The 25,814-nt window shown below is 36.1% G+C and carries 24 protein-coding genes and 1 tRNA gene; 18 read left to right on the top strand and 7 right to left on the bottom strand.

Translation table 11 applies throughout. The features are described 5' to 3' along the window. On the top strand, window positions 1–1,359 hold the full coding sequence (gene glmM, locus HFD15_RS03455) for a phosphoglucosamine mutase (RefSeq protein ID WP_003131539.1): 1,359 nt from the start codon (window positions 1–3) through the stop codon (window positions 1,357–1,359). Window positions 1,360–1,434: 75 nt separating this feature from the next. Here glmM and treR read toward each other — a convergent pair whose 3' ends face one another. Further along, window positions 1,435–2,151: a trehalose operon repressor gene (treR, locus tag HFD15_RS03450; RefSeq protein ID WP_003131538.1), complete on the bottom strand. Its 717-nt coding sequence runs from the start codon at window positions 2,149–2,151 to the stop codon at window positions 1,435–1,437. A 110-nt stretch (window positions 2,152–2,261) separates the two neighbouring features. On the opposite strand from treR, the gene HFD15_RS03445 reads away from it, so the two are divergent. The 4 genes from HFD15_RS03445 to pgmB all read left to right on the top strand — a co-directional run bounded on the left by HFD15_RS03445 (window position 2,262) and on the right by pgmB (window position 7,637). Then, the gene (locus HFD15_RS03445) at window positions 2,262–2,747 is read left to right on the top strand and encodes a glucose PTS transporter subunit IIA (RefSeq protein WP_012897247.1); all 486 of its coding nucleotides are present in this window, start codon (window positions 2,262–2,264) and stop codon (window positions 2,745–2,747) included. A gap of 136 nt (window positions 2,748–2,883) precedes the next feature. Then, window positions 2,884–4,449, top strand: a complete 1,566-nt coding sequence (locus tag HFD15_RS03440) for a PTS transporter subunit EIIC (protein ID WP_025016545.1) — start codon at window positions 2,884–2,886, stop codon at window positions 4,447–4,449. 67 nt (window positions 4,450–4,516) lie between these two features. Then, complete coding sequence (locus HFD15_RS03435; RefSeq protein WP_058208678.1) at window positions 4,517–6,826, top strand: glycoside hydrolase family 65 protein; 2,310 nt, start codon at window positions 4,517–4,519, stop codon at window positions 6,824–6,826. 145 nt (window positions 6,827–6,971) lie between these two features. Beyond that, window positions 6,972–7,637 carry a beta-phosphoglucomutase gene (pgmB, locus tag HFD15_RS03430; protein ID WP_012897250.1) on the top strand — a complete coding sequence of 222 codons (666 nt, stop codon included), beginning with the start codon at window positions 6,972–6,974 and terminating at the stop codon, window positions 7,635–7,637. Between the two features lie 58 nt (window positions 7,638–7,695). On the opposite strand, the gene HFD15_RS03425 is transcribed toward pgmB, so the two are convergent. Beyond that, complete coding sequence (locus HFD15_RS03425; protein ID WP_058208679.1) at window positions 7,696–8,463, bottom strand: alpha/beta hydrolase; 768 nt, start codon at window positions 8,461–8,463, stop codon at window positions 7,696–7,698. 111 nt (window positions 8,464–8,574) lie between these two features. On the opposite strand from HFD15_RS03425, the gene HFD15_RS03420 reads away from it, so the two are divergent. The 12 genes from HFD15_RS03420 (at window position 8,575) to HFD15_RS03365 (ending at window position 18,909) form a co-directional block, all read left to right on the top strand. Further along, window positions 8,575–9,270 (top strand): ATPase, encoded by a 696-nt coding sequence (locus tag HFD15_RS03420; protein WP_017864144.1) that lies wholly within the window; start codon window positions 8,575–8,577, stop codon window positions 9,268–9,270. Between the two features lie 207 nt (window positions 9,271–9,477). Then, window positions 9,478–9,924, top strand: coding sequence for a tRNA (adenosine(37)-N6)-threonylcarbamoyltransferase complex ATPase subunit type 1 TsaE (tsaE, locus tag HFD15_RS03415; protein WP_023188979.1), 447 nt, complete (start codon window positions 9,478–9,480; stop codon window positions 9,922–9,924). Beyond that, complete coding sequence (locus HFD15_RS03410; RefSeq protein ID WP_167593323.1) at window positions 9,921–10,439, top strand: GNAT family N-acetyltransferase; 519 nt, start codon at window positions 9,921–9,923, stop codon at window positions 10,437–10,439. Before tsaE ends, HFD15_RS03410 begins: the two co-directional genes overlap by 4 nt. Before the next feature lie 104 nt (window positions 10,440–10,543). Further along, window positions 10,544–11,929 (top strand): LCP family protein, encoded by a 1,386-nt coding sequence (locus HFD15_RS03405; RefSeq protein WP_003131524.1) that lies wholly within the window; start codon window positions 10,544–10,546, stop codon window positions 11,927–11,929. A 78-nt stretch (window positions 11,930–12,007) separates the two neighbouring features. Beyond that, window positions 12,008–12,081: transfer RNA gene (locus HFD15_RS03400), tRNA-Arg, on the top strand. A 148-nt stretch (window positions 12,082–12,229) separates the two neighbouring features. Next, the gene (gene truA, locus HFD15_RS03395; protein ID WP_058204098.1) at window positions 12,230–12,991 is read left to right on the top strand and encodes a tRNA pseudouridine(38-40) synthase TruA; all 762 of its coding nucleotides are present in this window, start codon (window positions 12,230–12,232) and stop codon (window positions 12,989–12,991) included. A gap of 32 nt (window positions 12,992–13,023) precedes the next feature. Then, window positions 13,024–13,812, top strand: a complete 789-nt coding sequence (locus tag HFD15_RS03390) for a bifunctional hydroxymethylpyrimidine kinase/phosphomethylpyrimidine kinase (RefSeq protein ID WP_023188975.1) — start codon at window positions 13,024–13,026, stop codon at window positions 13,810–13,812. 39 nt (window positions 13,813–13,851) lie between these two features. Beyond that, window positions 13,852–14,352, top strand: a complete 501-nt coding sequence (locus HFD15_RS03385; protein ID WP_167593324.1) for an ECF transporter S component — start codon at window positions 13,852–13,854, stop codon at window positions 14,350–14,352. After that, a complete protein-coding gene (locus HFD15_RS03380) occupies window positions 14,333–14,875 on the top strand; it encodes a TIGR01440 family protein (RefSeq protein WP_039114660.1) in 543 nt (180 codons plus the stop codon). The genes HFD15_RS03385 and HFD15_RS03380 overlap by 20 nt, the downstream gene beginning before the upstream one ends. Beyond that, complete coding sequence (locus HFD15_RS03375) at window positions 14,876–16,012, top strand: alanine--glyoxylate aminotransferase family protein (RefSeq protein WP_039114661.1); 1,137 nt, start codon at window positions 14,876–14,878, stop codon at window positions 16,010–16,012. It begins immediately after the preceding gene. A 235-nt stretch (window positions 16,013–16,247) separates the two neighbouring features. Next, the gene (locus HFD15_RS03370) at window positions 16,248–17,855 is read left to right on the top strand and encodes a CTP synthase (RefSeq protein WP_015425877.1); all 1,608 of its coding nucleotides are present in this window, start codon (window positions 16,248–16,250) and stop codon (window positions 17,853–17,855) included. Window positions 17,856–17,994: 139 nt separating this feature from the next. Beyond that, a complete protein-coding gene (locus HFD15_RS03365) occupies window positions 17,995–18,909 on the top strand; it encodes an L-lactate dehydrogenase (RefSeq protein WP_058208089.1) in 915 nt (304 codons plus the stop codon). Between the two features lie 31 nt (window positions 18,910–18,940). Here the strand turns inward: HFD15_RS03365 and HFD15_RS03360 are convergent, their stop codons facing one another. From HFD15_RS03360 to HFD15_RS03340, 5 genes are all read right to left on the bottom strand, one after another. Then, on the bottom strand, window positions 18,941–19,813 hold the full coding sequence (locus tag HFD15_RS03360; protein WP_039114668.1) for a DUF1003 domain-containing protein: 873 nt from the start codon (window positions 19,811–19,813) through the stop codon (window positions 18,941–18,943). 347 nt (window positions 19,814–20,160) lie between these two features. Next, window positions 20,161–20,361, bottom strand: coding sequence for a YjzD family protein (locus HFD15_RS03355; RefSeq protein WP_012897261.1), 201 nt, complete (start codon window positions 20,359–20,361; stop codon window positions 20,161–20,163). A 97-nt stretch (window positions 20,362–20,458) separates the two neighbouring features. After that, complete coding sequence (locus HFD15_RS03350; RefSeq protein ID WP_058208088.1) at window positions 20,459–20,938, bottom strand: nucleoside 2-deoxyribosyltransferase; 480 nt, start codon at window positions 20,936–20,938, stop codon at window positions 20,459–20,461. Continuing rightward, window positions 20,922–21,476 carry a TIGR00730 family Rossman fold protein gene (locus tag HFD15_RS03345; RefSeq protein ID WP_003131507.1) on the bottom strand — a complete coding sequence of 185 codons (555 nt, stop codon included), beginning with the start codon at window positions 21,474–21,476 and terminating at the stop codon, window positions 20,922–20,924. Before HFD15_RS03345 ends, HFD15_RS03350 begins: the two co-directional genes overlap by 17 nt. Beyond that, complete coding sequence (locus HFD15_RS03340) at window positions 21,476–22,129, bottom strand: deoxynucleoside kinase (RefSeq protein ID WP_003131506.1); 654 nt, start codon at window positions 22,127–22,129, stop codon at window positions 21,476–21,478. The genes HFD15_RS03345 and HFD15_RS03340 overlap by 1 nt, the downstream gene beginning before the upstream one ends. 478 nt (window positions 22,130–22,607) lie before the next feature. On the opposite strand from HFD15_RS03340, the gene HFD15_RS03335 reads away from it, so the two are divergent. Continuing rightward, a complete protein-coding gene (locus HFD15_RS03335; RefSeq protein WP_058208086.1) occupies window positions 22,608–25,790 on the top strand; it encodes a DNA polymerase III subunit alpha in 3,183 nt (1,060 codons plus the stop codon). Window positions 25,791–25,814 lie beyond the last annotated feature (24 nt).

The following is a 25,814-nucleotide window of genomic DNA, read 5'->3' as shown; positions in this document are numbered from 1 at the left end:
ATGGGTAAATATTTCGGAACAGACGGTGTTCGCGGGGAAGCAAATGTTGAATTAACGCCGGAGATGGCTTTTAAACTTGGTCGTTTTGGTGGCTATGTCCTTAGTCAACATGAATTAGGTACACCAAAAGTTTATGTTGGTCGCGATACACGAATTTCTGGACAAATGCTTGCGAGCAGTTTGATTTCAGGACTTTTGTCTGTTGGGATTGAAGTTTATGATTTAGGAGTCATTGCAACACCAGGTGTAGCATATTTAGTTAAAAAAGATGGTGCCTCTGCTGGGGTCATGATATCAGCCAGCCATAATCCAGCACTTGATAATGGAATTAAATTCTTTGGTGGTGATGGTTATAAATTAGAGGATGAAAAAGAACTTGAAATTGAAGCATTGATTGACGCTGAAGAAGACACATTGCCACGCCCATCTGCTCAAGGCTTAGGAATGCTGCATGACTATATCGAAGGTGTTCGTAAATATCAAGCTTTCTTAAAAACAACAGCAGAAGGTAATTTTGAAGGCTATAAGGTTGTTCTTGATACAGCTAATGGTGCAGCTTATACTTCTGCTCGTGCCGTTTTTGCTGATTTAGAAGCGAATTTGACAGTTATTGGTGAAAATCCTGATGGACTCAATATCAATGTAAAAGTAGGCTCAACTCATCCTGAAGCGATGGCTAAAAAAGTTGTCGAAACAGGAAGTGACCTCGGACTTGCCTTTGACGGTGATGCTGACCGCCTGATTGCCGTTGATGAAAATGGAGAAATTGTTGATGGCGATAAAATTATGTTTATCGTTGGGAAATATCTTCTTGGACAAGGAAAATTGGCTCAAGATACGCTAGTAACAACTGTGATGTCTAATCTTGGATTCCATTTAGCGCTTGAAGAAGCAGGGATTAATTCAGTGATTACAGCCGTTGGTGACCGTTATGTTGTTGAAGAAATGAAGAAAAATAATTACAACTTCGGTGGTGAACAATCGGGTCATATGATTTTCCTTGATTACAATACAACAGGAGATGGTCAACTTTCAGCCATTCAATTGTTGAAAGTAATGCGTGAAACTGGCAAATCTTTATCTGAATTAGCAAGTGAAGTTACAATTTATCCACAAAAATTAGTTAATGTTCGGGTAAAAGATAATGCAGCTAAAAAATCAGCAATGGATGTGCCAGCGATTCAAAAAGTAATTTCAGAAATGGAAACTTCAATGAATGGGAAAGGTCGTATTTTAGTTCGCCCTTCAGGAACTGAACCACTCTTGCGTGTCATGGCTGAAGCGCCAACTCATGAAGAGGTCAATCATGTTGTAGATACCATTGTTGAAGTTGTTGAAGCAGAAATTGGTGTAAAATAAAGAAAAAAAGCAAGAACTGATTTTGTTCTTGCTTTTTATTATCAAGTAAAAACTCTCCTTATTGGGAGAGCTTTTTTATCTTTTTTGTCGTCTGGCAAATTCTGTGAAACGAAAGCGGTCGACTTGATGTCGAGATTCAGTATACTGAAAAAGAGTATTATCAGCAAGATAAACATGGGATTTGACAGAAACGACATGATGGTCTTTGGGATTTAAGTCAAGATATTTAAAGTCATCTTCGCAGGCAAAATCAATCGTGACTTCCTTTTGAGCATAGGCAATATCAAGCCCTAGAGTATCTTCTAAGTAGTCATAGGTTGAAATTTTAGCATGTTCTGGAGTTAAACCTTCGGAATATTTTTCTAAAAATAAATCCCAATCTAAAATTGAAAATTTGCCATCTACTTTGCGCCTTCTGAGAATACTTATGGCGTGTTCACCAACGGCAAAACCAGTTGTTTCTGAAAGTTTAGGGTTAATTTCAAGTCTTTCAAATCGAATGACCTCAGTTTCACTATGGAAACCCATAGAGGTTTGTAGTTCTTTGTATGAAGTTAAGCCAGAGATAGGGAAAAGGAGCCTATCGTGAGCGAGGACAATGCTACCATAGCCATGTCGTCTTTGAATAAGCCCTTTCTCTTCTAAAATTTTTAAAGCCTGTCTGACTGTTGAACGACTGCTCTCGTAATTAGCAGAGAGCTCATTTTCACTTGGAAGAATATCGTTCGTTTTATAGATATCGTTAAAAATCTTTTTTTCTAAATCTTGCAAAATCACTTCATATTTCTTCATACTTTATATTTTATCATAAAAATAATTGTTACCGCTTGCTGAAAACGTTTTTATATGATACAATGATTTTGTTAACTTGTACGTACAACTTCAAAAGATAGGAGATTCTTATGTTTGGAATAGGAAAAAAGAAAGAATTGAAAGACGATAAAGGGCTATATAATCCAGTTTCTGGAGAAGTTATTGAACTTTCAAAAGTAAACGATCCGGTATTTTCAAAGAAAATAATGGGTGATGGTTTTGCAGTTGAGCCCAAAGAAAATAAAATTTTTGCTCCAGTTTCTGCAAAAGTAACTTTGGTTCAGGGACATGCAATTGGCTTTAAACGTGCTGATGGCTTAGATATTCTTTTACATCTAGGTATTGATACAGTAGCTCTTAAAGGGGCACCATTTAAAATTAAAGTTAAAGTGGATGATATTGTTAATGGTGGTGATGAGCTGGGAACTGTTGATTGGGGGCAGATTGAAGCTGCTGGTTTGGATAAGACAACAATGGTTATTTTTACAAATACTAAAGACCTTTTATCTGGCTTTGAGGTTAAATATGGTTCAGCCAATGCACGTGATGAATTAGGTCAGGCAAGTGTTAAGTAAGTAAAAATATCAACCAATAAATTTATAGCACAAAGAAGACGAGAACTTTGGATATAGATTTTGTGACTATTAAACTCGTCAATTATTATTTTATATTATGAAATGCTTCATAGATAATGAAGCAAAAGGAGAACTTATGGCAAATTATTCACAACTTGCGACTGATATTATCGCAAATGTAGGTGGCGCTGAAAATGTCACAAAAGTTATTCATTGTATCACTCGTCTTCGTTTCACTTTAAAGGACAAGGATAAAGCCGATACAGCAGCAATTGAAGCCTTACCTGGTGTGGCAGGCGCGGTTTATAATTCAAACTTGAATCAATATCAAGTGGTTATTGGACAAGCGGTTGAGGATGTTTATGATGAAGTTGTTGAACAACTTGGGGATGCGGTAGTTGATGATGAGGCAACGGCACAAGCAGTCGCTGCAACAGCACCAGCTAATGGTAAAAAACAAAATCCGATTGTTCATGCTTTCCAAGTGGTCATTGGAACAATTACTGGGTCAATGATTCCTATTATTGGTTTACTTGCAGCTGGTGGGATGATTAATGGTTTACTTAGTATCTTTGTTAAGGGAAATCGCTTAATCGAAGTGATTGATCCTGCAAGTTCAACTTATGTCATTATTTCAACACTGGCAATGACGCCCTTTTACTTCTTACCTGTTTTGGTTGGTTTTTCAGCAGCAAAACAATTGGCACCTAAAGATACTGTTTTACAATTTATTGGTGCTGCAGTCGGCGGATTTATGATTAATCCAGGGATTACTAACTTGGTAAATGCGCATGTTGGAACGAATGCGGCAGGTAAAAATGTTGTTGTTGAAGCAGCTGCTCCTGTTGCAAATTTCCTTGGAGTAACTTTTAATACAAGTTATTTTGGAATTCCAGTTGCTTTGCCAAGCTATGCTTATACAATTTTCCCAATCATTGTAGCCGTGGCAATTGCTAAACCACTGAATGCTTGGTTGAAAAAAGTTTTACCACTTGCCTTGCGTCCAATTTTCCAACCAATGATTACTTTCTTTATTACCGCATCAATTGTTTTACTTTTGGTAGGTCCAGTTATTTCTACAATTTCTTCTGGATTGTCATTTGTGATTGATCATATCTTGTCATTGAATTTAGGAATTGCAAGTATTATCGTTGGTGGTTTGTATCAATGTTTGGTTATCTTTGGATTGCACTGGTTGGTTGTTCCACTTATTTCACAAGAATTGGCGGCTACTGGAGCAAGTTCACTCAATATGATTGTTTCTTTCACAATGCTCGCTCAAGGGGTTGGTGCCTTGACTGTCTTCTTTAAATCTAAAAAAGCAGACCTTAAAGGACTTTCTGCTCCAGCAGCAATTTCAGCCTTTTGTGGGGTAACTGAACCGGCAATGTATGGGATTAATTTGAAATATGTGCGTGTCTTTATCATGTCTTCAATTGGTGCCGCGATTGGTGCAGGTGTTGCTGGATTTGGCGGATTACAAATGTTTGGGTTCTCAGGTTCTTTGATTGGTTTCCCTAACTTTATTTCTAATCCTTTGACACATCACGCTCCTGCGGGTAACTTGATGCTCTTCTGGATCGCGACTGCGGTATGTGCGGTTGCAACTTTCCTATTGGTTTGGTTCTTTGGTTATAAAGATACAGATGTAATGGGAGAAGGCGTTGAACAAAAAAATGCATTTAAAGATGCAGTTAAATAATTAATAAACTCAGTTGGAGGCAGTGCTGATAAATTCTGCTTCCTTTAGTTTTATATGAGGGGGAAAAATGACTGAAAAAGATTGGATAATCCAATATGATAAAAAAGAAGTAGGGAAACGTTCTTATGGTCAAGAATCTTTAATGTCATTGGGAAATGGTTATTTAGGGCTTCGAGGTGCGCCTTTATGGTCAACTTGTTCTGACAATCATTATCCTGGCTTGTACGTAGCTGGTGTCTTCAACCGGACGAGTACAGAAGTCGCAGGACATGATGTCATTAATGAAGATATGGTAAATTGGCCAAATCCTCAATTAATAAAAGTATATATTGATGGTGAATTGGTTGATTTTGAAGCGTCAGTTGAAAAGCAAGCTACAATTGATTTTAAAAATGCTTTGCAAATTGAACGTTATCAGGTGAAATTGGCCAAAGGAAATTTGACTTTAGTAACAACAAAGTTTGTAGATCCAATTAATTTTCATGATTTTGGTTTTGTTGGTGAAATTATTGCTGACTTCTCTTGTAAATTAAGAATTGAAACTTTTACTGATGGTTCAGTTTTAAATCAAAATGTTGAACGTTATCGGGCTTTTGATAGTAAAGAATTTGAAGTAACCAAAATTTCCAAAGGACTTTTGGTTGCTAAAACAAGAACAAGTGAAATTGAACTTGCAATTGCTTCTAAATCATTTTTGAATGGATTGGCTTTCCAAAAAATAGATTCTGAGAATGATGAGATTTTAGCAGAAGCAATCGAAATTGACTTACAAAAAAATCAAGAAGTTCAGTTTGACAAAACGATTGTCATTGCAAGTTCTTATGAAAGTAAAAATCCTGTTGAGTTTGTACTGACAGAGCTGTCAGCAACTTCTGTCAGTAAAATTCAAGAAAATAATGCGAATTATTGGGAAAAAGTTTGGTCAGATGCCGATATTGTTATCGAATCAGACCATGAAGATTTACAAAGAATGGTCAGGATGAACATTTTCCATATTCGTCAAGCGGCACAGCATGGTGCTAATCAGTTTTTAGATGCATCAGTAGGTTCACGTGGCTTGACTGGTGAAGGCTATCGGGGCCATATCTTCTGGGATGAAATTTTTGTTCTTCCTTACTATGCGGCTAATGAGCCAGAAACGGCGCGTGATTTGCTCTTGTACCGAATCAATCGATTGACCGCAGCGCAGGAAAATGCGAAGGTTGATGGAGAAAAAGGAGCTATGTTTCCTTGGCAGTCCGGCTTAATTGGTGATGAACAATCGCAATTTGTTCATTTGAACACAGTAAATAATGAATGGGAACCAGATAATAGCCGGCGTCAAAGGCATGTTAGTTTAGCCATTGTATATAATTTATGGATTTACTCACAACTGACAGAAGATGAAAGCATTTTGACTGACGGTGGTTTAGATTTAATCATTGAAACGACAAAGTTTTGGTTAAATAAAGCCGAATTAGGAGATGACGGCCGTTATCATATTGATGGGGTCATGGGACCTGATGAATATCATGAGGCCTATCCTGGGCAAGAAGGGGGAATCTGTGATAATGCCTATACTAATTTAATGCTCACTTGGCAATTAAATTGGCTGACAGAATTATCAGAAAAAGGATTTGAAATTCCTAAGGAATTACTTGAAAAAGCTCAAAAAGTTCGGAAAAAACTGTATCTAGATATTGATGAAAATGGTGTGATTGCGCAATATGCTAAATATTTTGAGCTTAAGGAAGTGGACTTTGCAGCTTATGAAGCAAAATATGGGGATATTCATCGCATTGACCGTTTGATGAAGGCCGAAGGTATTTCCCCTGACGAATATCAAGTGGCTAAACAGGCTGATACGCTGATGTTAATCTACAATTTGGGTCAGGAGCATGTGACTAAGTTGGTCAAACAATTGGCTTATGAGTTGCCCGAAAATTGGTTGAAAGTCAACCGTGATTATTATCTTGCTAGGACTGTTCACGGTTCAACGACTTCACGTCCGGTTTTTGCTGGGATTGATGTGAAATTAGGGGATTTTGATGAAGCGTTGGATTTCTTGATTACAGCAATTGGCAGTGATTATTATGATATTCAAGGGGGAACAACGGCCGAAGGGGTTCATATTGGGGTCATGGGCGAAACGCTCGAGGTGATTCAAAATGAATTTGCTGGTCTGAGTCTGCGAGATGGCCAATTTGCAATTGCTCCTTATTTACCAAAAAGCTGGACAAAATTGAAATTTAATCAAATTTTTAGAGGAACTAAAGTTGAAATTTTGATTGAAAATGGACAATTATTACTGACAGCGTCGGCGGATTTACTGACCAAAGTTTATGATGATGAGGTTCAATTAAAAGCCGGTGTACAGACTAAATTTGATTTAAAATAAATGGTTTTACTCTTAATAAAGTTTTGATACAAGGATTTACAATTATTTTTTAATAAAAAAATTACTGACAGAATTTCTGTCAGTAATTTTGGAAAGTCATTGCTTAAAAATATATTTTTAAAATGACGAGAAAGAAGGTAAAAAGATGTTTAAAGCAGTATTGTTTGATTTAGATGGTGTAATTACAGATACCGCAGAGTATCATTTTAGAGCTTGGAAAGCTTTGGCTGAAGAAATTGGCATTAATGGTGTTGACCGCCAATTTAATGAGCAATTAAAAGGGGTCTCACGAGAAGACTCGCTTCAGAAAATTCTAGATTTAGCTGATAAAAAAGTATCAGCTGAGGAATTTAAAGAACTTGCTAAGAGAAAAAATGATAACTATGTGAAAATGATTCAGGATGTGTCGCCAGCCGATGTCTATCCTGGAATTTTACAATTACTCAAAGATTTACGTTCAAATAAAATCAAAATTGCTTTAGCATCGGCTTCTAAGAATGGTCCATTTTTATTAGAGAGAATGAATTTAACTGGATATTTTGATGCAATTGCTGATCCGGCTGAAGTTGCAGCATCAAAACCAGCACCAGATATTTTTATTGCAGCAGCACATGCAGTGGGTGTTGCCCCCTCTGAATCAATTGGGTTAGAGGATTCTCAAGCTGGAATTCAAGCCATCAAAGATTCAGGGGCTTTACCAATTGGTGTAGGGCGCCCAGAAGATTTGGGAGATGATATCGTCATTGTGCCTGATACTTCACACTATACATTAGAATTTTTGAAAGAAGTTTGGCTTCAAAAGCAAAAATGATTCGTAATTAATAAATTAGATAAAACCAATAAAAAAATACCACTTTTGAGTGGTATTTTTAATTTTTGATTTGTCTTTCCAACCAATCAGAAGCCCAAGAAACCCAGCGATGCACTGACGGAAGACAATAGGCATCAGAAGGAGCGGTTGTCCGATTAGCCAAAGAGACACCATGAGGTCCAGATTCAAAAAAGTGAGCTTCAAAAGGAACTTGATGTTTTGAGAGTCGATCACAATATTTAAGGCTGTTATAGATAGGAACACCCTCATCATCAGCCGTATGCCAAATAAAGGTTGGAGGAGTTGAGGAAGTGACTTTTTCCGAAATATTATATTCTGAGATATTTTCAATTTCAAAATTAAAATGTGACAAATCACTAGGCCAACCAAAAGTGAAGGAAGTTACTGGATAGCAGAGAATAACTCCTTTTGGTCGATGGATTTGTTCAGAATTACCATACCAAGCGGCTAGATGCCCTCCGGCAGAGCAACCAAGTAAGAAAACTTGCTCAGGATTGATTTGCCATTCTTTATGATTTTGATGAATCAGAGAAAAAACAGCTTGAACTTCTTCAAGATTTTGTGATAAAAAGTTATAGTTTGTTCCTTTATTCATCACGGTGTAATTAAGGAGAAGCACTTGATAACCTTGGGCGAGAAAAGCTAAGGCAAGAGGGTCAGATTCTCTTTGTGAAATATGTTGATAACCACCACCAGGGCAGATAATAATAGCAGGAAAAGTATAATTTTCGTTTTGACGAGGATTTTGGAGCTGATAAAAATCAACCCATGCATTATCATTTAAAGAAAACGTTGATTTATTCATAAGTTTATTGTACCAAAAAAGGGTTGAAAGAAATATCAAAATACCTCGTTGTTTATTTATTACATTAATAAATTTTAAGTTCGTTTAAGAAAACTATCATAGAATTTGATTATGAAGAAAATTATTTATAGTATAGGTCTGATATCCTTGCTTAATTTTGGAACGATTGCTTATGGAGAAACGGCAACCGGGACTTCAGCAAGTTCAGGAGATGCAACAGCTCAAAGCTCAACAGGGACTTCAAGTACCTCAAATTCAGCAAGTTCAGCTAGCAGTAGTTCGCAAAATACAAGTTCCTCTGAAGGAACGAATTCGACAAGTCAAAATCAAACACAAACAAGTACAACTGCTCAAAATCAGACAGATAATGTTGGGCAAAATCAAACGCCTCCGGTAGTAGAAAATCGAGACAGTTCAACAGATAAAAATTCTGGCAGTCAAAAAGAAACTAAAAATTCAACCACAATTATTAATGAAACCGTCAACAATAATGCAAAAGGGAACAATATTCTTTTGATGACATTGACCAGTTTGTCAGCATCAGTCACAATCATTGGGGGAATTATTGCCTTTGTGCGTCATTTGCGTGGCCGTGGCAAGAAGAAAAATCCTGTCAGTAAGGCACAAGTTTCTAAAAATGGGAAAACTCCTTCAAATTCAATGACAGCTGAGCCATCAGTAAGTTCTAAAAAAACGCCAAATGAAGAAAAAGTACTGACAGAAACTCAGCAAATTAATATGCAGGCGGATGAATTGCTCAAAAATCATAAAAAACAACAAAAAGAATATCGTCGCAGAAGAAGATAAAAAGCCATTTAAGGTTTTTTATTTTGCCCAAATTTTTGAAAAACTGTCAGTAAAATTTACTGACAGCTTTTATTTTAAAGACTGTGATAATGAAGGAGATAAACTTTTTCAAGTGGCAATACTGAAATTTTCTAAAGTTTGATTGTTTTTAGATTCATCAGTTGCAAACGTTAGATAGTGTCTTAGGGGATGTGTTATAATAAAATCATGAAATTTAACGAAGAAGAAATGTTACAATTTGCACAAAAATTGGGAAGAAAATTAGAGGCTCAAGATGTTATTGTTTTAACTGGCGAGCTTGGGGCTGGAAAAACAACTTTTACCAAAGGCTTGGCTTTGGGCTTAGAGATTCATCAAATGGTTAAAAGTCCAACTTATACAATTGTCAGAAGTCTGGAAGGACGTTTGCCACTCCATCATATGGATGTTTATCGCATTGGTGATGATCCGGATAGTTTTGATTTAGATGATTATTTATTCGGTGATGGGGTTTCGGTCATTGAATGGGGTGAAATGTTAGGCGATGATTTGCCAGAAAATTATCTGGAAGTCATTTTTGATAAGTATTCTAAAGATTTGGTCAACGATCAAGAGCGTGAAATTATTTTGAAACCACATGGAAAAAGATATGAGGAGCTCGTTAATAACTTATGACTACAGAGCTAATTGTTAGAGAAGCAAATGGCGCCGACAGTTCTAGAGTCATTGAATTTCTCAATAAGGTTGGAACAGAAAGTAATTTTTTGACCATTGATGAAGTAGGAATTTTAATCTCTGAAGCAGAAATGACGGACTTTTTAAATCAACAAGCTGAGAAAGATAATAATGCTTATTTTCTTGCATTCGTTGGTGATGAAATTGCTGGTATTTTGCATTTGACGCCGGATTATCATTATCGAGTACGTCATATTGCGGAACTTTTTATCGCTGTGTCAGAAGATTATCAAGGCTATGGCATTGGGACGATTCTACTAGAAGATGCACTTGAGTGGGTAGAAGAAGTTGGAACAATCAAACGTTTGGAATTAACTGTCCAAGCACGTAATAAAAAAGCACGTCATCTTTATGAAAAGTTTGATTTTGAATTAGAAAATGTCAAAAAATGGGGCGCCCGAGATGAAAATGGTCAATTAATTGATGTTTGCGAATATGTTTTATTTTTTGACTAATAGTTGACCCTTTTGTCAGTAAAATTAAATATAATTAAAGAAAAATTAAAATCTAATTTTTCTTTTTTTGTTGTGAAAAATCAGAATTTTGATATAATGCTAATATGAAGCTTTGGATAAAAACACTTCTCATGCTTGGAAGTATTATTTTAGTAACGGCAATTGCTGCAGGCGGATATACATTAACCGTTCTGAACAGTACAACAAAAGCCTTTAAAATGACTTACACTAATGCTGGGAATAAAAAGACAGAACAAGTCATTCAGGCAACTGAACCTCTAACAATCCTACTTATGGGGGTTGACACAGGAGGCGAAGGGCGTGGAACTTCCGATTCATGGAATGGGAATTCTGACTCACAAATTCTGATGACGCTTAATCCTAAAACGCACACGACAACAATGGTTTCAATTGAACGTGATACGATGACTAACATTTTAGATGCTGACGGAAACATTGTTTCTAAGCAAAAAATGAATGCAGCCTATCCCTTAGGTTATAACTCAGGGTCATCTTCTGACGGTTTAAAAAATGCCGTAAGTTATGCTATGAAAACTATTAGTGCTCAGACTGGTATTAATATTGACAGTTTTGCAACAGTCAATTTTGATGGACTAGTTAATATGGTTGATAATGTTGGTGGGATTGATATTAACAATACCACAGGCCAAACTCTCTATATTTCAGATACAGAGCCGCAATATACTGCGAAAGTTCCACCTGGAAAACAACATATTAATGGTGACCAAGCCTTAGTTTATACCCGTGACCGACATCATTTACCAAATGGTGACTATGGTCGGGCAGCTCACCAACGTGAAGTCATTGCAGCACTCATGAAGAAAATTTTAGCCTTAGATAATATCACACGCTATGAACAATTTTTGAATGAAGCCTCAAAAGATTTTAGAACTAATATCCCAATTAATGCTTCAACAATTACTTCATTACTAGGTTATAAAGATTGCTTTAACAAAGTAGTTTCTATTCAATATGAAGGCGTTGGTGAAATGGTTGATGGTGCTTCTTATCAATTTATGCCAACAGATATTTATCTCGCGATGCAAAATATCATGAAGAAATCGCTTGATGAATCAACAGTGACCACTTTGCCAAGCAGTTTGATTACTTATGAATCAGTTTTTGGCTCAGGAACAGCACCTTTTTATTATCTTCCGTCAGCTACTGTAACTGAAAAAGGAAAATCAACGGTGACTTATGGTGTTGATACGCAAGGAAATCTTGTTTCTTTGAATTCTAAAAATTCAGGGAATTATGTTTCGACAAGTGGTGGCTCAGTTCAATCAGATTCAAGTTCGGGCTCCTCTAGCTCATCAAGTGATTCCACGGCAACCTCAAGTTCTGATTCTACTTATCAACAAGATAATACTTACAATGATGGCTATAATAATAGTAATGACAGTACAACATCTAGCTATGGAACAGATGATACAAACACAGGGAACTATGGCTACGGTACAAGTCAATAATTGAAAAAAATAAGAGAATATGATAAACTTGTTTCTGTCAGTAATTTTAGCTTAAAAATTTACTGACAGAAATAATTTGGTCCGATAGCTCAGCTGGATAGAGCATTCGCCTTCTAAGCGAACGGTCGAGGGTTCGAATCCCCCTCGGATCATGGTGCCAAACCTCGCCCCACCTTCGTAGTGGGGCATTTTTTTATACTTTTTTACGAAAAGCAATTTAAAAGAAACATATTAAAAAAGGATAAACCATTATAAAAAAAGAAAATAAAGTCCTAATAAAAATTGTGCTATAATAGAAAAATGACAAGATACAAAGCCACAATAGCCTATGATGGCACAGATTTTGCAGGTTTTCAAAGCCAAACAAATCAAAGAACAGTTCAAAAAGAAATTGAAAAAATACTGACGAAGTTAAATTCTTTTGAGCCAGTTATTTTACAAGGCTCAGGCCGAACAGATTCTGGAGTTCATGCTTTTGGTCAAGTCATTCATTTTGATTTAAAGGGTAAAGTTCGTGATTTGGAACGTCTGCGATTTGGTTTAGACACTCAAACCCCAGCAGATATTGCAGTAAAAAAAGTGGAACTTGTCCCAGATGATTGGCATGCAAGATATCAAAAGCATGAAAAAACCTATGAGTATTATCTAGAAAATTCAATTACACGAAGTCCATTTCAAAGACATTCTAAAGCCTATTTTCGCTATCCACTTAATTTTGAGCGGATGCAAGAAGCAATGTCAAAGTTGGTTGGAGAACATGATTTTACAGGTTTTACAGCATCGGGTTCATCAGTTGATGACAAAGTAAGAACGATTTATCAGGCAGAAATTATCCGTCTTGACGAAGAAAATTTCAAATTTATTTTTCGTGGCAATGGCTTTTTGTATAAACAAGTGCGAAACATGGTTGGAACAGTCATTAAAATTGGTAATGACCGAATGCCTGTCAGCCAAATAGATAAAATATTGACCTCTAAAAATAGAGATTTTGCAGGACCAACAGCAGCACCTGAAGGTTTATATTTGAAAGAAGTCAAATATGTGGAAAATACTGACATCTAAAAGCTACTGTCAGTAAAATTAATGGAGAGAAGATGCCAAAGAATTTAAATGAAAGCAAAAAAATTCTAACAATTGCAGGTTCAGATATCCTATCCGGAGGCGGGATGCAAGCTGATTTAGCGACTTTTGCAGCCAATGGGCTTTATGGCTTTTGCGCCTTAACAAGCATTGTAACTGTCAAAGAAGATAAATTTTTTGTTCATCCAGTAGAAAAAGAACTCTTTCAAGAAGAGTTGGAAAGTTTAAGCGATGTGGACTTTTCAGCCATAAAAATAGGACTATTACCCAATAAAGAAATACTTGAACTGACCAAAAACTGGCTGACAGCTCTGTCAGTGAAATCTGATACTCCAATTATATTAGACCCAGTCATTGTTTTTAAAGAAAATGCTGACTATTCGGTCAATGAAATGCGTGACCTTTTCATCAGCCAACTCTTTCCTTTGGCGACTGTAATTACCCCGAATCTCAAAGAAGCAGAAATACTGACAGGGCTGTCAGTAAAAAGTAAATCAGAGATGAAAGAAGCAGCCAAACTTTTGCATGATTTTGGAGCAAAAAATGTCGTCATCAAAGGAGGAAATCGATTTGACCAAAAACAAGCCATTGACCTTGCTTATGATGGAAAAGCTTTTTATGAATTATCAAGCCCGATTATAGAAAATAATAACAACGGAGCAGGTTGTACCTTTGCTTCATCGATTGCGGCTAATATGGCTTATAATCACCTCTTTAAAGATTCAGTCAAGAATGCAAAAGACTTCGTTTATCAAGCCATTCAAAATGCAAATGAATATGGTGTTTTTCAAAATAAAAAATAAATTTCCAAAAGTAAACCAAACTTCTAGGAAAAGTAGGAGATGAAACTCATGGACAACAGAAATATCAAAAAATTAACTTTACTTGCGATTTGGACAGCAGTCACTTTTGTTCTAGGTCGCCTATTTACCTTCCCTATTCCAGGTTCAGCCGGTAATATATTAACTCTTTTGGATGTCGGAATTTATACAGCAGTCTTTCTATTTGGTAAACGAGAGGCGGCAATAGTTGGGGGCTTTGCAGCCTTTCTACTTGATTTGACTGCAGGCTACAGTAACTACATGTTTTTCAGCTTAATTATTCATGGCGGGCAAGGCTATCTCGCAGGATTAACAAGATACAAATGGCTTAACTTTTTGGTCAGTCTTGTCTTTATGGTTGGAGGATATTTTATTGTTGGTGGATTAATGTATGGCTGGGGTTCAGCCATTGGGGGACTTTGGGTAAATATTATTCAAGTTGTGGTTGGCTTTGCTTTAGCAAAAGTCTTGAGCCCGCTCATTGAAAGGACAGGTATTTTAAATGGATTTAGAAAAGCTTAAAAAAGACACACAAGTCATTATCGATGATGTCATAAAACAAACAGAAATTAAAGCTGGTCAAGTCTTTGTTCTTGGTTTATCTTCATCAGAAGTAAATGGTGGTTTAATTGGCCATGCCAGTTCTAGTGAAATCGGTCAGGTCATTGTTTCTGTCATACACAAGACCTTGTCAGACAAAGGAATTTATCTGGCGGTCCAAGCATGTGAACATCTTAATCGTGCCCTACTCATTGAAGAAGAATTAGCCGAAAAAAAAGACTGGGAAATCGTTTCTGTGATTCCGCAACTCCACGCTGGTGGAAGTGGTCAAGTTGCCGCCTACCAGCTCTTTAAATCTCCAGTTGAGGTAGAACATATTGTTGCCAAAGCCGGTTTAGATATTGGTGATACTAGTATCGGAATGCACGTAAAGCACGTCCAAATTCCCGTCCGTCCAATTTTAAGAGAACTTGGTGGCGCTCATGTAACAGCTCTTAAATCACGTCCTAAACTCATTGGTGGAGAACGTGCGAGGTACAAATAAATGAAAGAGATGTTAATCATGACCCCAGGTCCGACTGAGGTGGCTGAAAATGTTCGATTAGCAAGAGCAAAGGCAACAACGAATCCGGATATTGATTTAGATTTTTATGACTTTTACAAAAAAACTTGTAGTAAACTTGCTCAATTTTTAAAAACCAAAAACGATGTCAGAGTTTTAGCTGGTGAAGGAATTTTAGGATTGGAAGCGGCTTGTGCTTCGTTAACCGAAAAAGGTGACCGCGTACTTGTGCTTGATAATGGTATTTTTGGTCATGGCTTTAGTGATTTCATTGAGCTTTACGGAGGTGAAGCAATTCTACTGGAGAGTTCAGGAAAAGAAGCATTTTCCTTAGAAATTCTAGAAAAATTTTTAGAAAAAGACCATGACTTTAAATATGCAACAGTCGTTCATTGTGATACACCCTCAGGCGTCTTAAATGACCTCTCAAGCATTTGTCCTCTCTTAAAAAAATATGGAATTCTAACCGTTGTTGATTCGGTTGCGGCGATGGGTGGTGAAGATTTACAAGTTGATAAGTGGCAAATTGACATCGCTCTTGGTGGCTCTCAAAAAGTGATTTCAGCTCCACCAGGCTTAACAATTGCATCTATTTCAACAGAGGCTTATCAAGCGATGACAGAGAGAAAAAGCCCCATCGCAAGTTTTTATTGTAATCTCCTTACTTTTAAAGATTATTATGAAAAAAAATGGTTTCCATATACCATGCCAATTTCTGATATCTATGGATTAGACCAAGCGATAGATAATCTTCTTGCCGACCAAGAAATCTTGAAACGTCATGCGATGATTGGTCATGCGACAAGACAAGCAATTGAAAATTCTCCTTTGGAACTTTATTTGCAGAATGGCTATTCAAACACCGTTTCTGTTATTAAAGTGCCAGAAGGTCTGAATGATCAAGAAATCTTAAGGAAAATGCGTGAGAACTATCGAGTGATGATCACAGGATCATTTGATTATTTGGCAGGTAAAGTTTTAAGAATTGGGCACATGGGAGAGAATGCGAGACCAAATAAAGTGGCTTACAGTCTATATGCGCTTCAAAAAGTATTAGAAGATTTTGGTATTGCATTTAAAAATAATTTACAAGAAGATTTTTTAGAAGCTCTGAATTGAAAAAGAAGTGAAGCTTATAGCTTCTAATACAAATAAAAAGAAAAAATCTGATATTACAATGGTTCATGAAAAATAAAAAAACAGACTTTTGACAAAAAAGGAAAAATCAGATATAATTATTTTCGGGCACTGGTTTTTTATTATAAAAAATCAGTAACGGTAGGCTCCCCTCTGGGGAGCTGTTTTTGTTTTTCCCAGTTATTTCTGTTTTGTAAAAAGATTAGAGGAGATTTAGATGTCAACTAAGTATATTTTCGTCACTGGTGGTGGTACTTCGTCAATGGGTAAAGGGATCGTAGCGGCATCGCTCGGTCGTTTGCTTAAAAATCGTGGGCTTAAAGTCACTGTCCAAAAATTTGACCCATACCTTAACATCGACCCAGGGACAATGAGCCCTTATCAACATGGTGAAGTCTTTGTTACTGATGATGGTGCTGAAACTGACCTTGACCTTGGTCACTATGAACGTTTCATTGACATCAATTTAAATAAATATTCAAATGTTACTTCCGGTAAAGTTTACAGTGAGATTCTTCGTAAAGAACGTAAGGGAGAATATCTCGGAGCAACTGTCCAAATGGTACCGCATGTGACTAACATGTTGAAAGAAAAAATTAAACGTGCAGCAACAACAACTGATGCAGATATCATTATCACAGAAGTTGGTGGAACGGTTGGCGATATGGAAAGCTTGCCATTTATTGAAGCTTTACGCCAGATGAAAGCCGAAGTTGGTGCGGACAACGTCATGTACATTCACACTGTTCCAATTCTTCACTTGCGTGCTGCTGGAGAATTGAAAACTAAAATCGCCCAAAATGCGACTAAGACACTTCGTGAATATGGTATCCAAGCTAACATGCTCGTATTACGTAGTGAAGTTCCAATCACGACAGAAATGCGTGATAAAATTGCGATGTTCTGTGACGTAGCACCAGAAGCAGTCATTCAATCGCTTGATGTTGAACACTTATACCAAATTCCATTGAACCTTCAAGCACAAAATATGGACCAAATCGTTTGTGACCATTTAAAACTTGATGCACCAAAAGCAGATATGACAGAATGGTCAGCAATGGTTGACCATGTCATGAACCTCAAGAAAAAAGTAAAAATTGCTTTGGTTGGTAAATACGTAGAATTACCAGATGCTTATATTTCAGTGACTGAAGCGCTTAAACATGCAGGTTATTCATCTGATGCCGAAGTTGATATTAACTGGGTTAATGCTAATGATGTAACTGATGAAAATGTTGCTGATCTTGTTGGTGATGCTGCAGGGATTATTGTACCTGGAGGATTTGGTCATCGTGGCACAGAAGGTAAGATTGCAGCCATTAAATATGCGCGTGAAAATGACGTTCCAATGCTTGGAATCTGTCTTGGAATGCAATTGACAGCAGTTGAATTCGCTCGTAATGTTCTTGGACTTGAAGGAGCTCATTCATTTGAATTAGACCCTGAAACAAAATATCCAGTCATTGACATTATGCGTGACCAAGTTGATGTTGAAGACATGGGTGGAACACTACGTCTTGGACTTTACCCAGCTAAATTGAAAAATGGCTCACGCGCTAAAGCAGCCTACAATGATGCTGAAGTGGTTCAACGTCGCCACCGTCACCGTTATGAATTCAATAACAAATTCCGTGAAGACTTTGAAAAAGCTGGTTTCGTATTCTCAGGAGTTTCACCAGATAACCGTTTGGTTGAAATCGTTGAACTTTCTGATAAAAAATTCTTCGTGGCATGTCAATATCACCCAGAATTGCAATCACGTCCAAACCGTCCAGAAGAACTCTACACAGAATTCATTCGTGTAGCGGTTGAAAATAGTAAATAATATAGGCTAAAAAACCTCCGAGATTAGGAGGTTCTTTATTTGTTTTAAATAATCAGAATATTTAAAATATAGCTTGTTTTCCCATACTTTTTGTATTATAATAGATTCAATTTAAATCTGAAGAAAAAGGGGTGAAAAGATGCGTAAAGTAGGTCTAATTGGTTGTGGTCATGTTGGAGCAACGGTGGCTCTTGATATTGTTCAAGGAGGTCTTGTAGATGAGTTGGTCATTATTGATAAAAAAAGAGAAAAAGCTGAAGCAGAGGTTCTAGACCTGCTAGATGCCCTTTCTCTTTTGCCGTTCTATGTCAAAATTTATGTTGGAGAATATACTGATTTAGTAAATGCCGATATCATTTTATCGACCTTAGGCCATATTGAACTAATCAAACCTGGCGGAGACCGTTTTACAGAATTAAAAGCAAATATTCCAGAAATTAAAGAAGTTTCTGAGCAATTAAATAGGATTAATTTCAAAGGAATTCTGATTGCAACAACTAATCCAAATGATGTGATTGTCAATCTCTATTCTCAATTACTGAACCTCCCTCAAAGTCATATTATTGGAACGGGAACATATTTAGATACTGCAAGAATGAAAGCACAAGTAAGTAAAGCATTAAAGATTGATGGGCGGGCTATTGAAGGATATGTCCTTGGAGAACATGGAAACTCACAATTTACCGCTTGGTCAACGGTCAGAGTTGGGGGACAATCTTTTTTAGAGATTGCTAAAGAAAAAAATCTAGATTTAGAAGATCTAGAAGAAAAAGCGCGTCAAGGAGGCTTTGCTGTCTTTAATACGAAAGGTTATACTAATGTTGCCATAGCTGCAGCAACAGTATCTCTGATGAATCTGGTGCTTTCTGATGCTAAGAGTATTGCTATCTGTTCACATTATGATGAAAAGTTTAAATCCTATATTTCTACCCCTGTTTTGATTGGTAAAGAGGGAGTAGAGGCCCTTGTAAAATTTCCCTTAACTTTTGAAGAAGAAGTTAAGCTCAAACAATCAGTCTGTGAAATTCAGGAAAAAATAGATTATTTTAGTTAAAAAAAGAGCCTGTTCATTTGAACAGACTTTTTTAATCAGAATTAGCCATGTCTTCTTCTTCCTCATCGTCAGTATTTTCTTCAATACTGTCAAGAGTTTCTTCAAAACTATCAAAGGTTTCTTCAAAATCATCAAGTTGATCTTCGACATCATCCAAACGCTCACGAATATCTTGGTTTTGTTGATAAACTTCGTTAAGAAGAATTTGGATATCTCCAAGCATTTCGGTTTGAATTTTTTGAATTTGCATATTTGAAGCTTGATCATCCATCATCAAATGGTCAAGTTTTTCATGGAGGGCAGCTACCCCTTTTTCTGATTTAACATTGACTTGGAAGTCATTTTTAGCAGACAAGCGGTCATGGTGTGCAGCACGATTTTGACTCATCATAATCAAAGGGGCTTGCATTGCGGCCGTAATCGATAGAAAAAGGTTGAGGAGAATGAATGGATATTTATCCCACTCGACTCCGAAAATACCAGAGACATTAACAAACATCCAAACGACTAAAATTCCAAGATAAGTTAGAATGAAAGCCCACGAACCGACAAATTCAGTAACTTTATCAGCCACACGTTCACCGATAGTTTCTTGGGTTTGAAGTTGTTCTTCCACGTCATGAATCTCAAAATTTGCCTTAGTTAATTCTTCATTAAGTAAATCATTAACGGTAAAGTTTTTTTGCAGGTCAAGATGAAAAAGGGTATCTAAGACCTCCAAACGGAATTTAACCTGATGTTCATTACAGATGAAATCATGACTGGTTGCTTCTGGGTAATCGCGCATGATAACGGTTTGAAGGCTAGGGTCAAGATTCTCAAGGAAATCTCCTCCTGACCGGCGATGAACACGACCGTTAACAAGACAGACGACTTTATTTTTATTAATTGGAGTTGGAGCCATTTTATAGCATGGTTCAAGCTTGTAAAATCTAATTTCTTATTTTGTGAAATGGGTCAAGTTTTTTGATTTAAAATCAAAAAGTTGGCACAAGAAGAGCGCCAATCTACTCTTGGTCAATTTGACAGAATAAGTAATCATAATAATTGCGGGTTTGGGTCGACCTTTCAAAGCTTGAGCGCTCTCCTTTCATTTAGGTTTTTAAAGGACAGTTTAAATATGTCCATATTAAATTATAAGGTATTTTAAGAAATTTGCAAGCCTCAGGACTAAAATAAAAACTCCTGCAGAGCAAGAGTTTTTATTTTCAAACACTTTTTAGCGAAAGAACCTGATAAAATATCAGTAATTTAGTTTGCTTTAGCCTCTTTTTCCACAGCTACAGCTTGGAAAAGATATACAAAAAGACCAAAGATAAGCGAGATAATCGTTGTCCAAAGTTCAGGGTCTGGAACGCCAGCAAGAGCAGTTGCAACATAACCTACAACTTGTCCAAGAGCAAGCGACCAAAAAAGTGTGACAATAAGTTTCATATTTACGCTTCTTTCCATTATTTTCTATCCGCCTATAGTATAGTACAAATTATGACAAATTTCAAATTTTATATATAAAGGAGAAGATAAAAATAAGCAGGTACTTATCTCTTTACTATTGGTATTTTCCACTATATGGGATTAGTTTAGACTCTAAAAAATCATATTCTTCAACTTGTTCAATCTGGGTGAAGAAAGCTCTATTTCGCTCAGTGAGCATTATATTTGCTGGAATAGTATCTTCAAAACGAATAAGATAGGTTGGTTTTTCTAAAGCAATGGCGTAGCCAAGCTCCCAAGCTGTTCCAGAATCAGTATCTTGATGATCGAAATCAACAATTGCAACAATGATATCTGCTTTATTTACCTCATTTACATCATCTTCCATTGTCGCTTTGGCCCATTCAGGGGTAAAAGCTTCAACTTCTTGTGGTAAAGATTCAGGATGTTGACATCTCATTGGGCTAAAAAAGTTTGCTACTGTTTTATTTTTTGAAAGTGCATTTTCTAAAAGTTCAACTTTTTTTATTTGACTTTCACTAAAAAATGGTGCGGCAAGGTAAACGTTAACTGCTTGATTAAACAACTTGTTCAAGTTTCAAATCTCCTAATAATTCTATGGTTTCTTCGGCGGTATCAACAAGAGAAATGGCATCTATGACTTCTTTAGAAATCATTCCTTCCTTAAGTTGCAAGCGCAGTAGGTCAAAAAGAGGTTGATAAAATTTTCGACCAACAAAAATGACTGGGCGGACAGCGGTTTGGTTGATAGACATCTCAGTTAAAAGTTGAAAACTTTCTTCCATTGTCCCAAATCCACCAGCTAAAATGACAAAAGCTTCTCCTAAATCAATGAGTTTACGTTTGCGCTCATCCATTCCACTTGTTAAATAAAGTTGACTGGCATTTTGACGAGGTGGTTCTAAAGGGAGAATTCCATCAGGATAAACGGCAATAACTTTACCTTGATGACGAATGACTGCATCTGAGACCATTCCCATACATCCTTCTTCGGAACCACCATAGACGAGGGTATGGCCTGATTTAGCAAGTAATATTCCTAATTTTTCGCTTGTATCTTTATAGATTGGATTTTTTCCATCTCTTGAAGAAAGAAAGACGGTGACATTCATTAATTATTTTCTCCTTCAATTTCTTTTAATTTTTCTTTGATTTGTTGCAAAACATGAATTTTTGATTGTTCGTCCTCCACAAAATCATATTTATCGCCATCAATTTGGATTTTGGGACAAATATCAAAGTCTTCAAACCAAGTATCATATCTGCTATTTAATTCTTTATAGTAGTCATATAAACTTGGATCGTATTCCAATTGTTCAAATTGACGTCCTCTTTTTTTGATTCTTTCTAGCATTTTATCAAAAGAAACTTTGACATGAATGAGTAAATCAGGCCTTTTTTTGAAAGATAAACTATCAATTTCTTCCAACATATTGTTAAGTAAGTCATCATAAACCTCGACTTCCGTTTCATCTGCTCGTCCTAAATCGGCGTTCAAATGAAAAAGCAGACTATCTTCATAAATCGAGCGGTCTAATACATTATTATTATCAGACAAGGCTCTTTTGATTGAATCAAATCGCTTATTTAAAAAGTATATTTGTAATAAGAAGGCATATTTTTGAGGGTTCTCATAGAATAATGGCAAAACTTTATTATCGTCAACACTCTCATAAAAAGCTTGTGTTTTCAATTCCTCCGCCAACATCTCAGTTAAAGAGCTTTTTCCTGCTCCGATTGTTCCAGCTAATACTAGCACTGTCATTACACCTTTCCCATTCTATTTTTAGTTTTAGTGATTGTTTAATTAAAAATTAGTAATAAATAAACATGGCTTGCTCATTATAGTGCAAAAAAAAGTTCTCGTCAAATTGCTAAGTTATAACCTATAAATGCTGTTGTTAAAGGATTCTTTTAGTTTTTATAATTTTTTTATTACGATTAATAAAAAGGTGAAACATCTTAGTTTTTTGTAATAAAAACGAATTAAAAATAAGAATGAAAGCAGTTTTAAAATCAAAAAATGTCAAAAATGTTGGACGTTTTCAGGCGTTAAGTTGTTTTTTGATATCAATTTAGTTAAATTTAATTACTTTTGTTTGCGTTTAATAACTAAAATTTGACGCTTTTTTTGTTCTTAGTTTGTCTAAACTTATCCCAAGTTCAAGCTAAAATATAGTATAATAAAATTAATATCTTTTAATTAAGAAATACCAGTCGTTTTAGCAAGAAAGGAGGAAAATATGTTTGCACCCTTGAATACAAAAACTGAATATAGTTTTTTAGATAGTGTCGTTAAAGTTGATGACTATTTGGAAACGGCGCACCGTTTAGGTTATCAAACGGTTGGAATTTGCGATGTTGGGAATCTTCATGCTGCTTTTCGTTTTGTCAGAAAAGCTCAAAAATTTAATTTGCAACCCATTATTAGTATTGAGCTAAATTTTGAATGGCGGGGTTTACCAATTGCTTTTTCTTTTATTGCTAAAGATACTGAAGGTTATAAAAACTTACTTCGGATTTCGACGCTTCATAACTATGGACGCCGTCAATTTTCTGATATTCAAAATCATTTATCAGGAATCGCCTTGATTATTCCTGAAACTTACGGAAGTTTGAGCGAGCTGACAGAACTTTCGTCAGTAGCTGATGAAGCTTTTATTGGGATTGATCAACTGACAGATAAAGGGGCTAAATTTAATTTACCAACACTTCCTTTTCCTGCTATTCGCTATTTGAATTTTGCTGATAATGAAATTTTAGCAATTTTGCATGCAGTGCGTGATGGAGTTTCTTTCGATGAAAGTTTAACAATCAGTTCTAATGAACTTCTTCAAAGACCAGAAGCTTATGAGACTTACTTCCTGAAATATTTTCCACAGGCTTTGAAAAATCTGTCAGCATTAACAGCAAAGATTGCTTATCAGTTCGATGAAAAATTGGAGCTTCCTAGATTCGATAAGAAGAGACAGGCAGTTGAACATTTACGAGAAGAAGCGACTTTAGGTTTGTCAGCTCGACTTGAAGAAAAAAATTTACTGACAGAAGTCTCGTCAGTAAATTTGCAAGATTTGTCAGTTTATCAAGAACGTTTAGAAAAAGAGTTGTCAGTCATTCATCAAATGGGATTTGATGACTATTTCTTGATTGTCGCGGATTTGTTGCGTTATGCCCGTGAACAAGAAATTTATTGTGGAATGGGGCGTGGTTCAGCGGCCGGTTCTTTAGTTGCCTATGTTTTAGGAATTACACAAGTTGACCCTGTTCAACATAATCTTTTCTTCGAACGTTTTTTGAATCCAGAACGTGTCGCCATGCCCGATATTGACATTGACATGCCAGATGACCGTCGTGCTGAATTATTGGCCTATATGAAAAACAGATATGGTTCAGACCATGTCGCACAAATTGTTACTTTTTCAACCTTGGGTAAAAGACAGGCGCTTAGAGATGTTGGTAAAGCTTTTGGAATGACTGAAGCTGAATTATCCAATTTGACTCGGATGCTTGTGCGTCGTTTTGGAACTTTGGCTGATGAGTATGAAAATAATCAACGTTTTAAAGCTGAAGTGTTAAAAAATGGAAAATTGAAAAGAATTTATGAAGTTGCAAGACGAATTGAGGGAATGCCCCGTCAGACTTCAACACACGCTTCAGGTGTCGTTCTTTCTGAAGAATCTTTGGTGAATTATGTATCATTAAAACCGTCAGAAGATTTGGCTTTGACGCAATATGAGGCGCCAGATGTTGAAGCAATTGGACTTTTGAAAATTGACTTTTTGGGATTACGTAATTTAACAATAATTTCTAGATTACGTGATTTGGTGAAAAGACGTCAAAAAATTGATATTGATCCACTAAAAATAAATTTGGAAGATGAAGACACATTGGCCCTTTTTCGGGCTGGAAATACCATGGGAATTTTTCAGTTTGAAAATCCACAAATGCGACGTTTTTTAAGAAATCTTGCCCCAAGTAAATTTGATGATATTGTTGATGCAACTTCAATTTTCCGTCCTGGTCCATCACAGTTTATTCCACAATTTGTTGCTCGACGACATGGGAAAGAAATTGTGCCTACTGTGGATGATTCTATTAGTGAAATCTTAAAGCCAACATACGGAATTATGATTTATCAGGAGCAAATTATGCAGGTGGCTCAAGCTTTTGCTGGCTTTTCTCTTGGGAAAGCTGACCTTCTTAGACGAGCAATTTCTAAGAAAAAAGGGTCTGAGTTAGAAAAGTTGCGTGAAGATTTCTTAGATTCAGCAAGCCATAATGGCCATTCTAAAGAAAAAGCAGAAGAAATCTATGACTTAATTGAACGTTTTGCTAATTATGGTTTTAACCGTTCACACGGTTTTGCTTATGGGGCACTTGCTTTTCAAATTGCTTATTTTAAGGCACATTTTCCTGATGAATTTTATGAAATTCAATTACGTGATCGCAAACGTGAAGTAATGATTTTAGATGCGTTAGAAAATGGGTTTGAAATAGAAAAACCAAGCATCAATCTGATGAAAATTGGCGATTTTGTAAAAAATAAAAAGATTCGTTTAGGATTGGCTCACGTTCAAGGAATTTCTCGTGATTTAGCAAAATGGATTGTTGAAAATCAACCCTATAAAGATTTAGCAGACTTTGTCGAAAAATTACCTAATAATTTTCATAAAAAAGAAAACATTCTCCCTTTGATTCAGATTGGAGCCTTTGATTATGCAGATTCAAATCGAGGGAAATTAGCTTATAATTTGGCTGACCATGCTAATTTATTAAATTATTATAGTGATGATATTTTTATGGCAAGTTCTGGTGGGGGCTTTGCCTATCATGAGGCAGAAGATTATTCAGAAACCGAAAAATACGATTTTGAAAAAAATTTATTAGGAATTGGGGTAACACCACATCCTTTGCAAAATCTAGCTCGCAGATTTGAAGGTAATTTTACACCACTTGCTCAACTTGTGAAAAATAGACGAATGACTATCTTGGTTGAAATCAATTACATTAGAACGCATCGGACAAAGACGGGGCAAACAATGGCCTTCTTAACAGTATCTGATAGTCGTGAAAATTTTGATGTGACACTTTTTCCAGAGATTTATCGTCAATTTTCAAGTGAGCTTGAACAAGAAAAATTTTATCTCATCAGTGGAAAAGTAACAGAACGTAATGATGAATTACAGCTGGTTGCTGACCGAATAAGCCCAGCTTTGGAAACGGATAGAAAACTTTGGCTAAATTTAAAAGATGAGAAGTATAATCAAAAAATTTCACAAATTTTGCGTGAATTTCCGGGCTCTCATCAAGTGATTCTTCACTATTCAAATTTGAAAAAAACAATCCAAACAAAAATTTATGTGGAAGAATCGGAGATTTTACAAAAAAGGCTGGAAGGGTATGTTATAGCTGGTATTTATAAATAAAAAAACCGTTCATCCGAACGGTTT

The sequence above is a fragment of the Lactococcus sp. EKM203L genome, from assembly GCF_011800585.1.
Taxonomy (GTDB): Bacteria; Bacillota; Bacilli; order Lactobacillales; family Streptococcaceae; genus Lactococcus; species Lactococcus lactis.
The sequence above is the reverse complement of the archived record's forward strand: the minus strand, read 5'-3'. Positions and strand labels throughout refer to the sequence as shown.

What these genes read in the sequence shown, in the direction of transcription:
- glmM (WP_003131539.1), top strand. Translation starts at nt 1, where the DNA reads ATGGGTAAATATTTCGGAACAGACGGTGTTCGCGGGGAAGCAAATGTT.
- treR (WP_003131538.1), bottom strand. Translation starts at nt 2,151, where the DNA reads ATGAAGAAATATGAAGTGATTTTGCAAGATTTAGAAAAAAAGATTTTT.
- HFD15_RS03445 (WP_012897247.1), top strand. Translation starts at nt 2,262, where the DNA reads ATGTTTGGAATAGGAAAAAAGAAAGAATTGAAAGACGATAAAGGGCTA.
- HFD15_RS03440 (WP_025016545.1), top strand. Translation starts at nt 2,884, where the DNA reads ATGGCAAATTATTCACAACTTGCGACTGATATTATCGCAAATGTAGGT.
- HFD15_RS03435 (WP_058208678.1), top strand. Translation starts at nt 4,517, where the DNA reads ATGACTGAAAAAGATTGGATAATCCAATATGATAAAAAAGAAGTAGGG.
- pgmB (WP_012897250.1), top strand. Translation starts at nt 6,972, where the DNA reads ATGTTTAAAGCAGTATTGTTTGATTTAGATGGTGTAATTACAGATACC.
- HFD15_RS03425 (WP_058208679.1), bottom strand. Translation starts at nt 8,463, where the DNA reads ATGAATAAATCAACGTTTTCTTTAAATGATAATGCATGGGTTGATTTT.
- HFD15_RS03420 (WP_017864144.1), top strand. Translation starts at nt 8,575, where the DNA reads ATGAAGAAAATTATTTATAGTATAGGTCTGATATCCTTGCTTAATTTT.
- tsaE (WP_023188979.1), top strand. Translation starts at nt 9,478, where the DNA reads ATGAAATTTAACGAAGAAGAAATGTTACAATTTGCACAAAAATTGGGA.
- HFD15_RS03410 (WP_167593323.1), top strand. Translation starts at nt 9,921, where the DNA reads ATGACTACAGAGCTAATTGTTAGAGAAGCAAATGGCGCCGACAGTTCT.
- HFD15_RS03405 (WP_003131524.1), top strand. Translation starts at nt 10,544, where the DNA reads ATGAAGCTTTGGATAAAAACACTTCTCATGCTTGGAAGTATTATTTTA.
- truA (WP_058204098.1), top strand. Translation starts at nt 12,230, where the DNA reads ATGACAAGATACAAAGCCACAATAGCCTATGATGGCACAGATTTTGCA.
- HFD15_RS03390 (WP_023188975.1), top strand. Translation starts at nt 13,024, where the DNA reads ATGCCAAAGAATTTAAATGAAAGCAAAAAAATTCTAACAATTGCAGGT.
- HFD15_RS03385 (WP_167593324.1), top strand. Translation starts at nt 13,852, where the DNA reads ATGAAACTCATGGACAACAGAAATATCAAAAAATTAACTTTACTTGCG.
- HFD15_RS03380 (WP_039114660.1), top strand. Translation starts at nt 14,333, where the DNA reads ATGGATTTAGAAAAGCTTAAAAAAGACACACAAGTCATTATCGATGAT.
- HFD15_RS03375 (WP_039114661.1), top strand. Translation starts at nt 14,876, where the DNA reads ATGAAAGAGATGTTAATCATGACCCCAGGTCCGACTGAGGTGGCTGAA.
- HFD15_RS03370 (WP_015425877.1), top strand. Translation starts at nt 16,248, where the DNA reads ATGTCAACTAAGTATATTTTCGTCACTGGTGGTGGTACTTCGTCAATG.
- HFD15_RS03365 (WP_058208089.1), top strand. Translation starts at nt 17,995, where the DNA reads ATGCGTAAAGTAGGTCTAATTGGTTGTGGTCATGTTGGAGCAACGGTG.
- HFD15_RS03360 (WP_039114668.1), bottom strand. Translation starts at nt 19,813, where the DNA reads ATGGCTCCAACTCCAATTAATAAAAATAAAGTCGTCTGTCTTGTTAAC.
- HFD15_RS03355 (WP_012897261.1), bottom strand. Translation starts at nt 20,361, where the DNA reads ATGGAAAGAAGCGTAAATATGAAACTTATTGTCACACTTTTTTGGTCG.
- HFD15_RS03345 (WP_003131507.1), bottom strand. Translation starts at nt 21,476, where the DNA reads ATGAATGTCACCGTCTTTCTTTCTTCAAGAGATGGAAAAAATCCAATC.
- HFD15_RS03340 (WP_003131506.1), bottom strand. Translation starts at nt 22,129, where the DNA reads ATGACAGTGCTAGTATTAGCTGGAACAATCGGAGCAGGAAAAAGCTCT.
- HFD15_RS03335 (WP_058208086.1), top strand. Translation starts at nt 22,608, where the DNA reads ATGTTTGCACCCTTGAATACAAAAACTGAATATAGTTTTTTAGATAGT.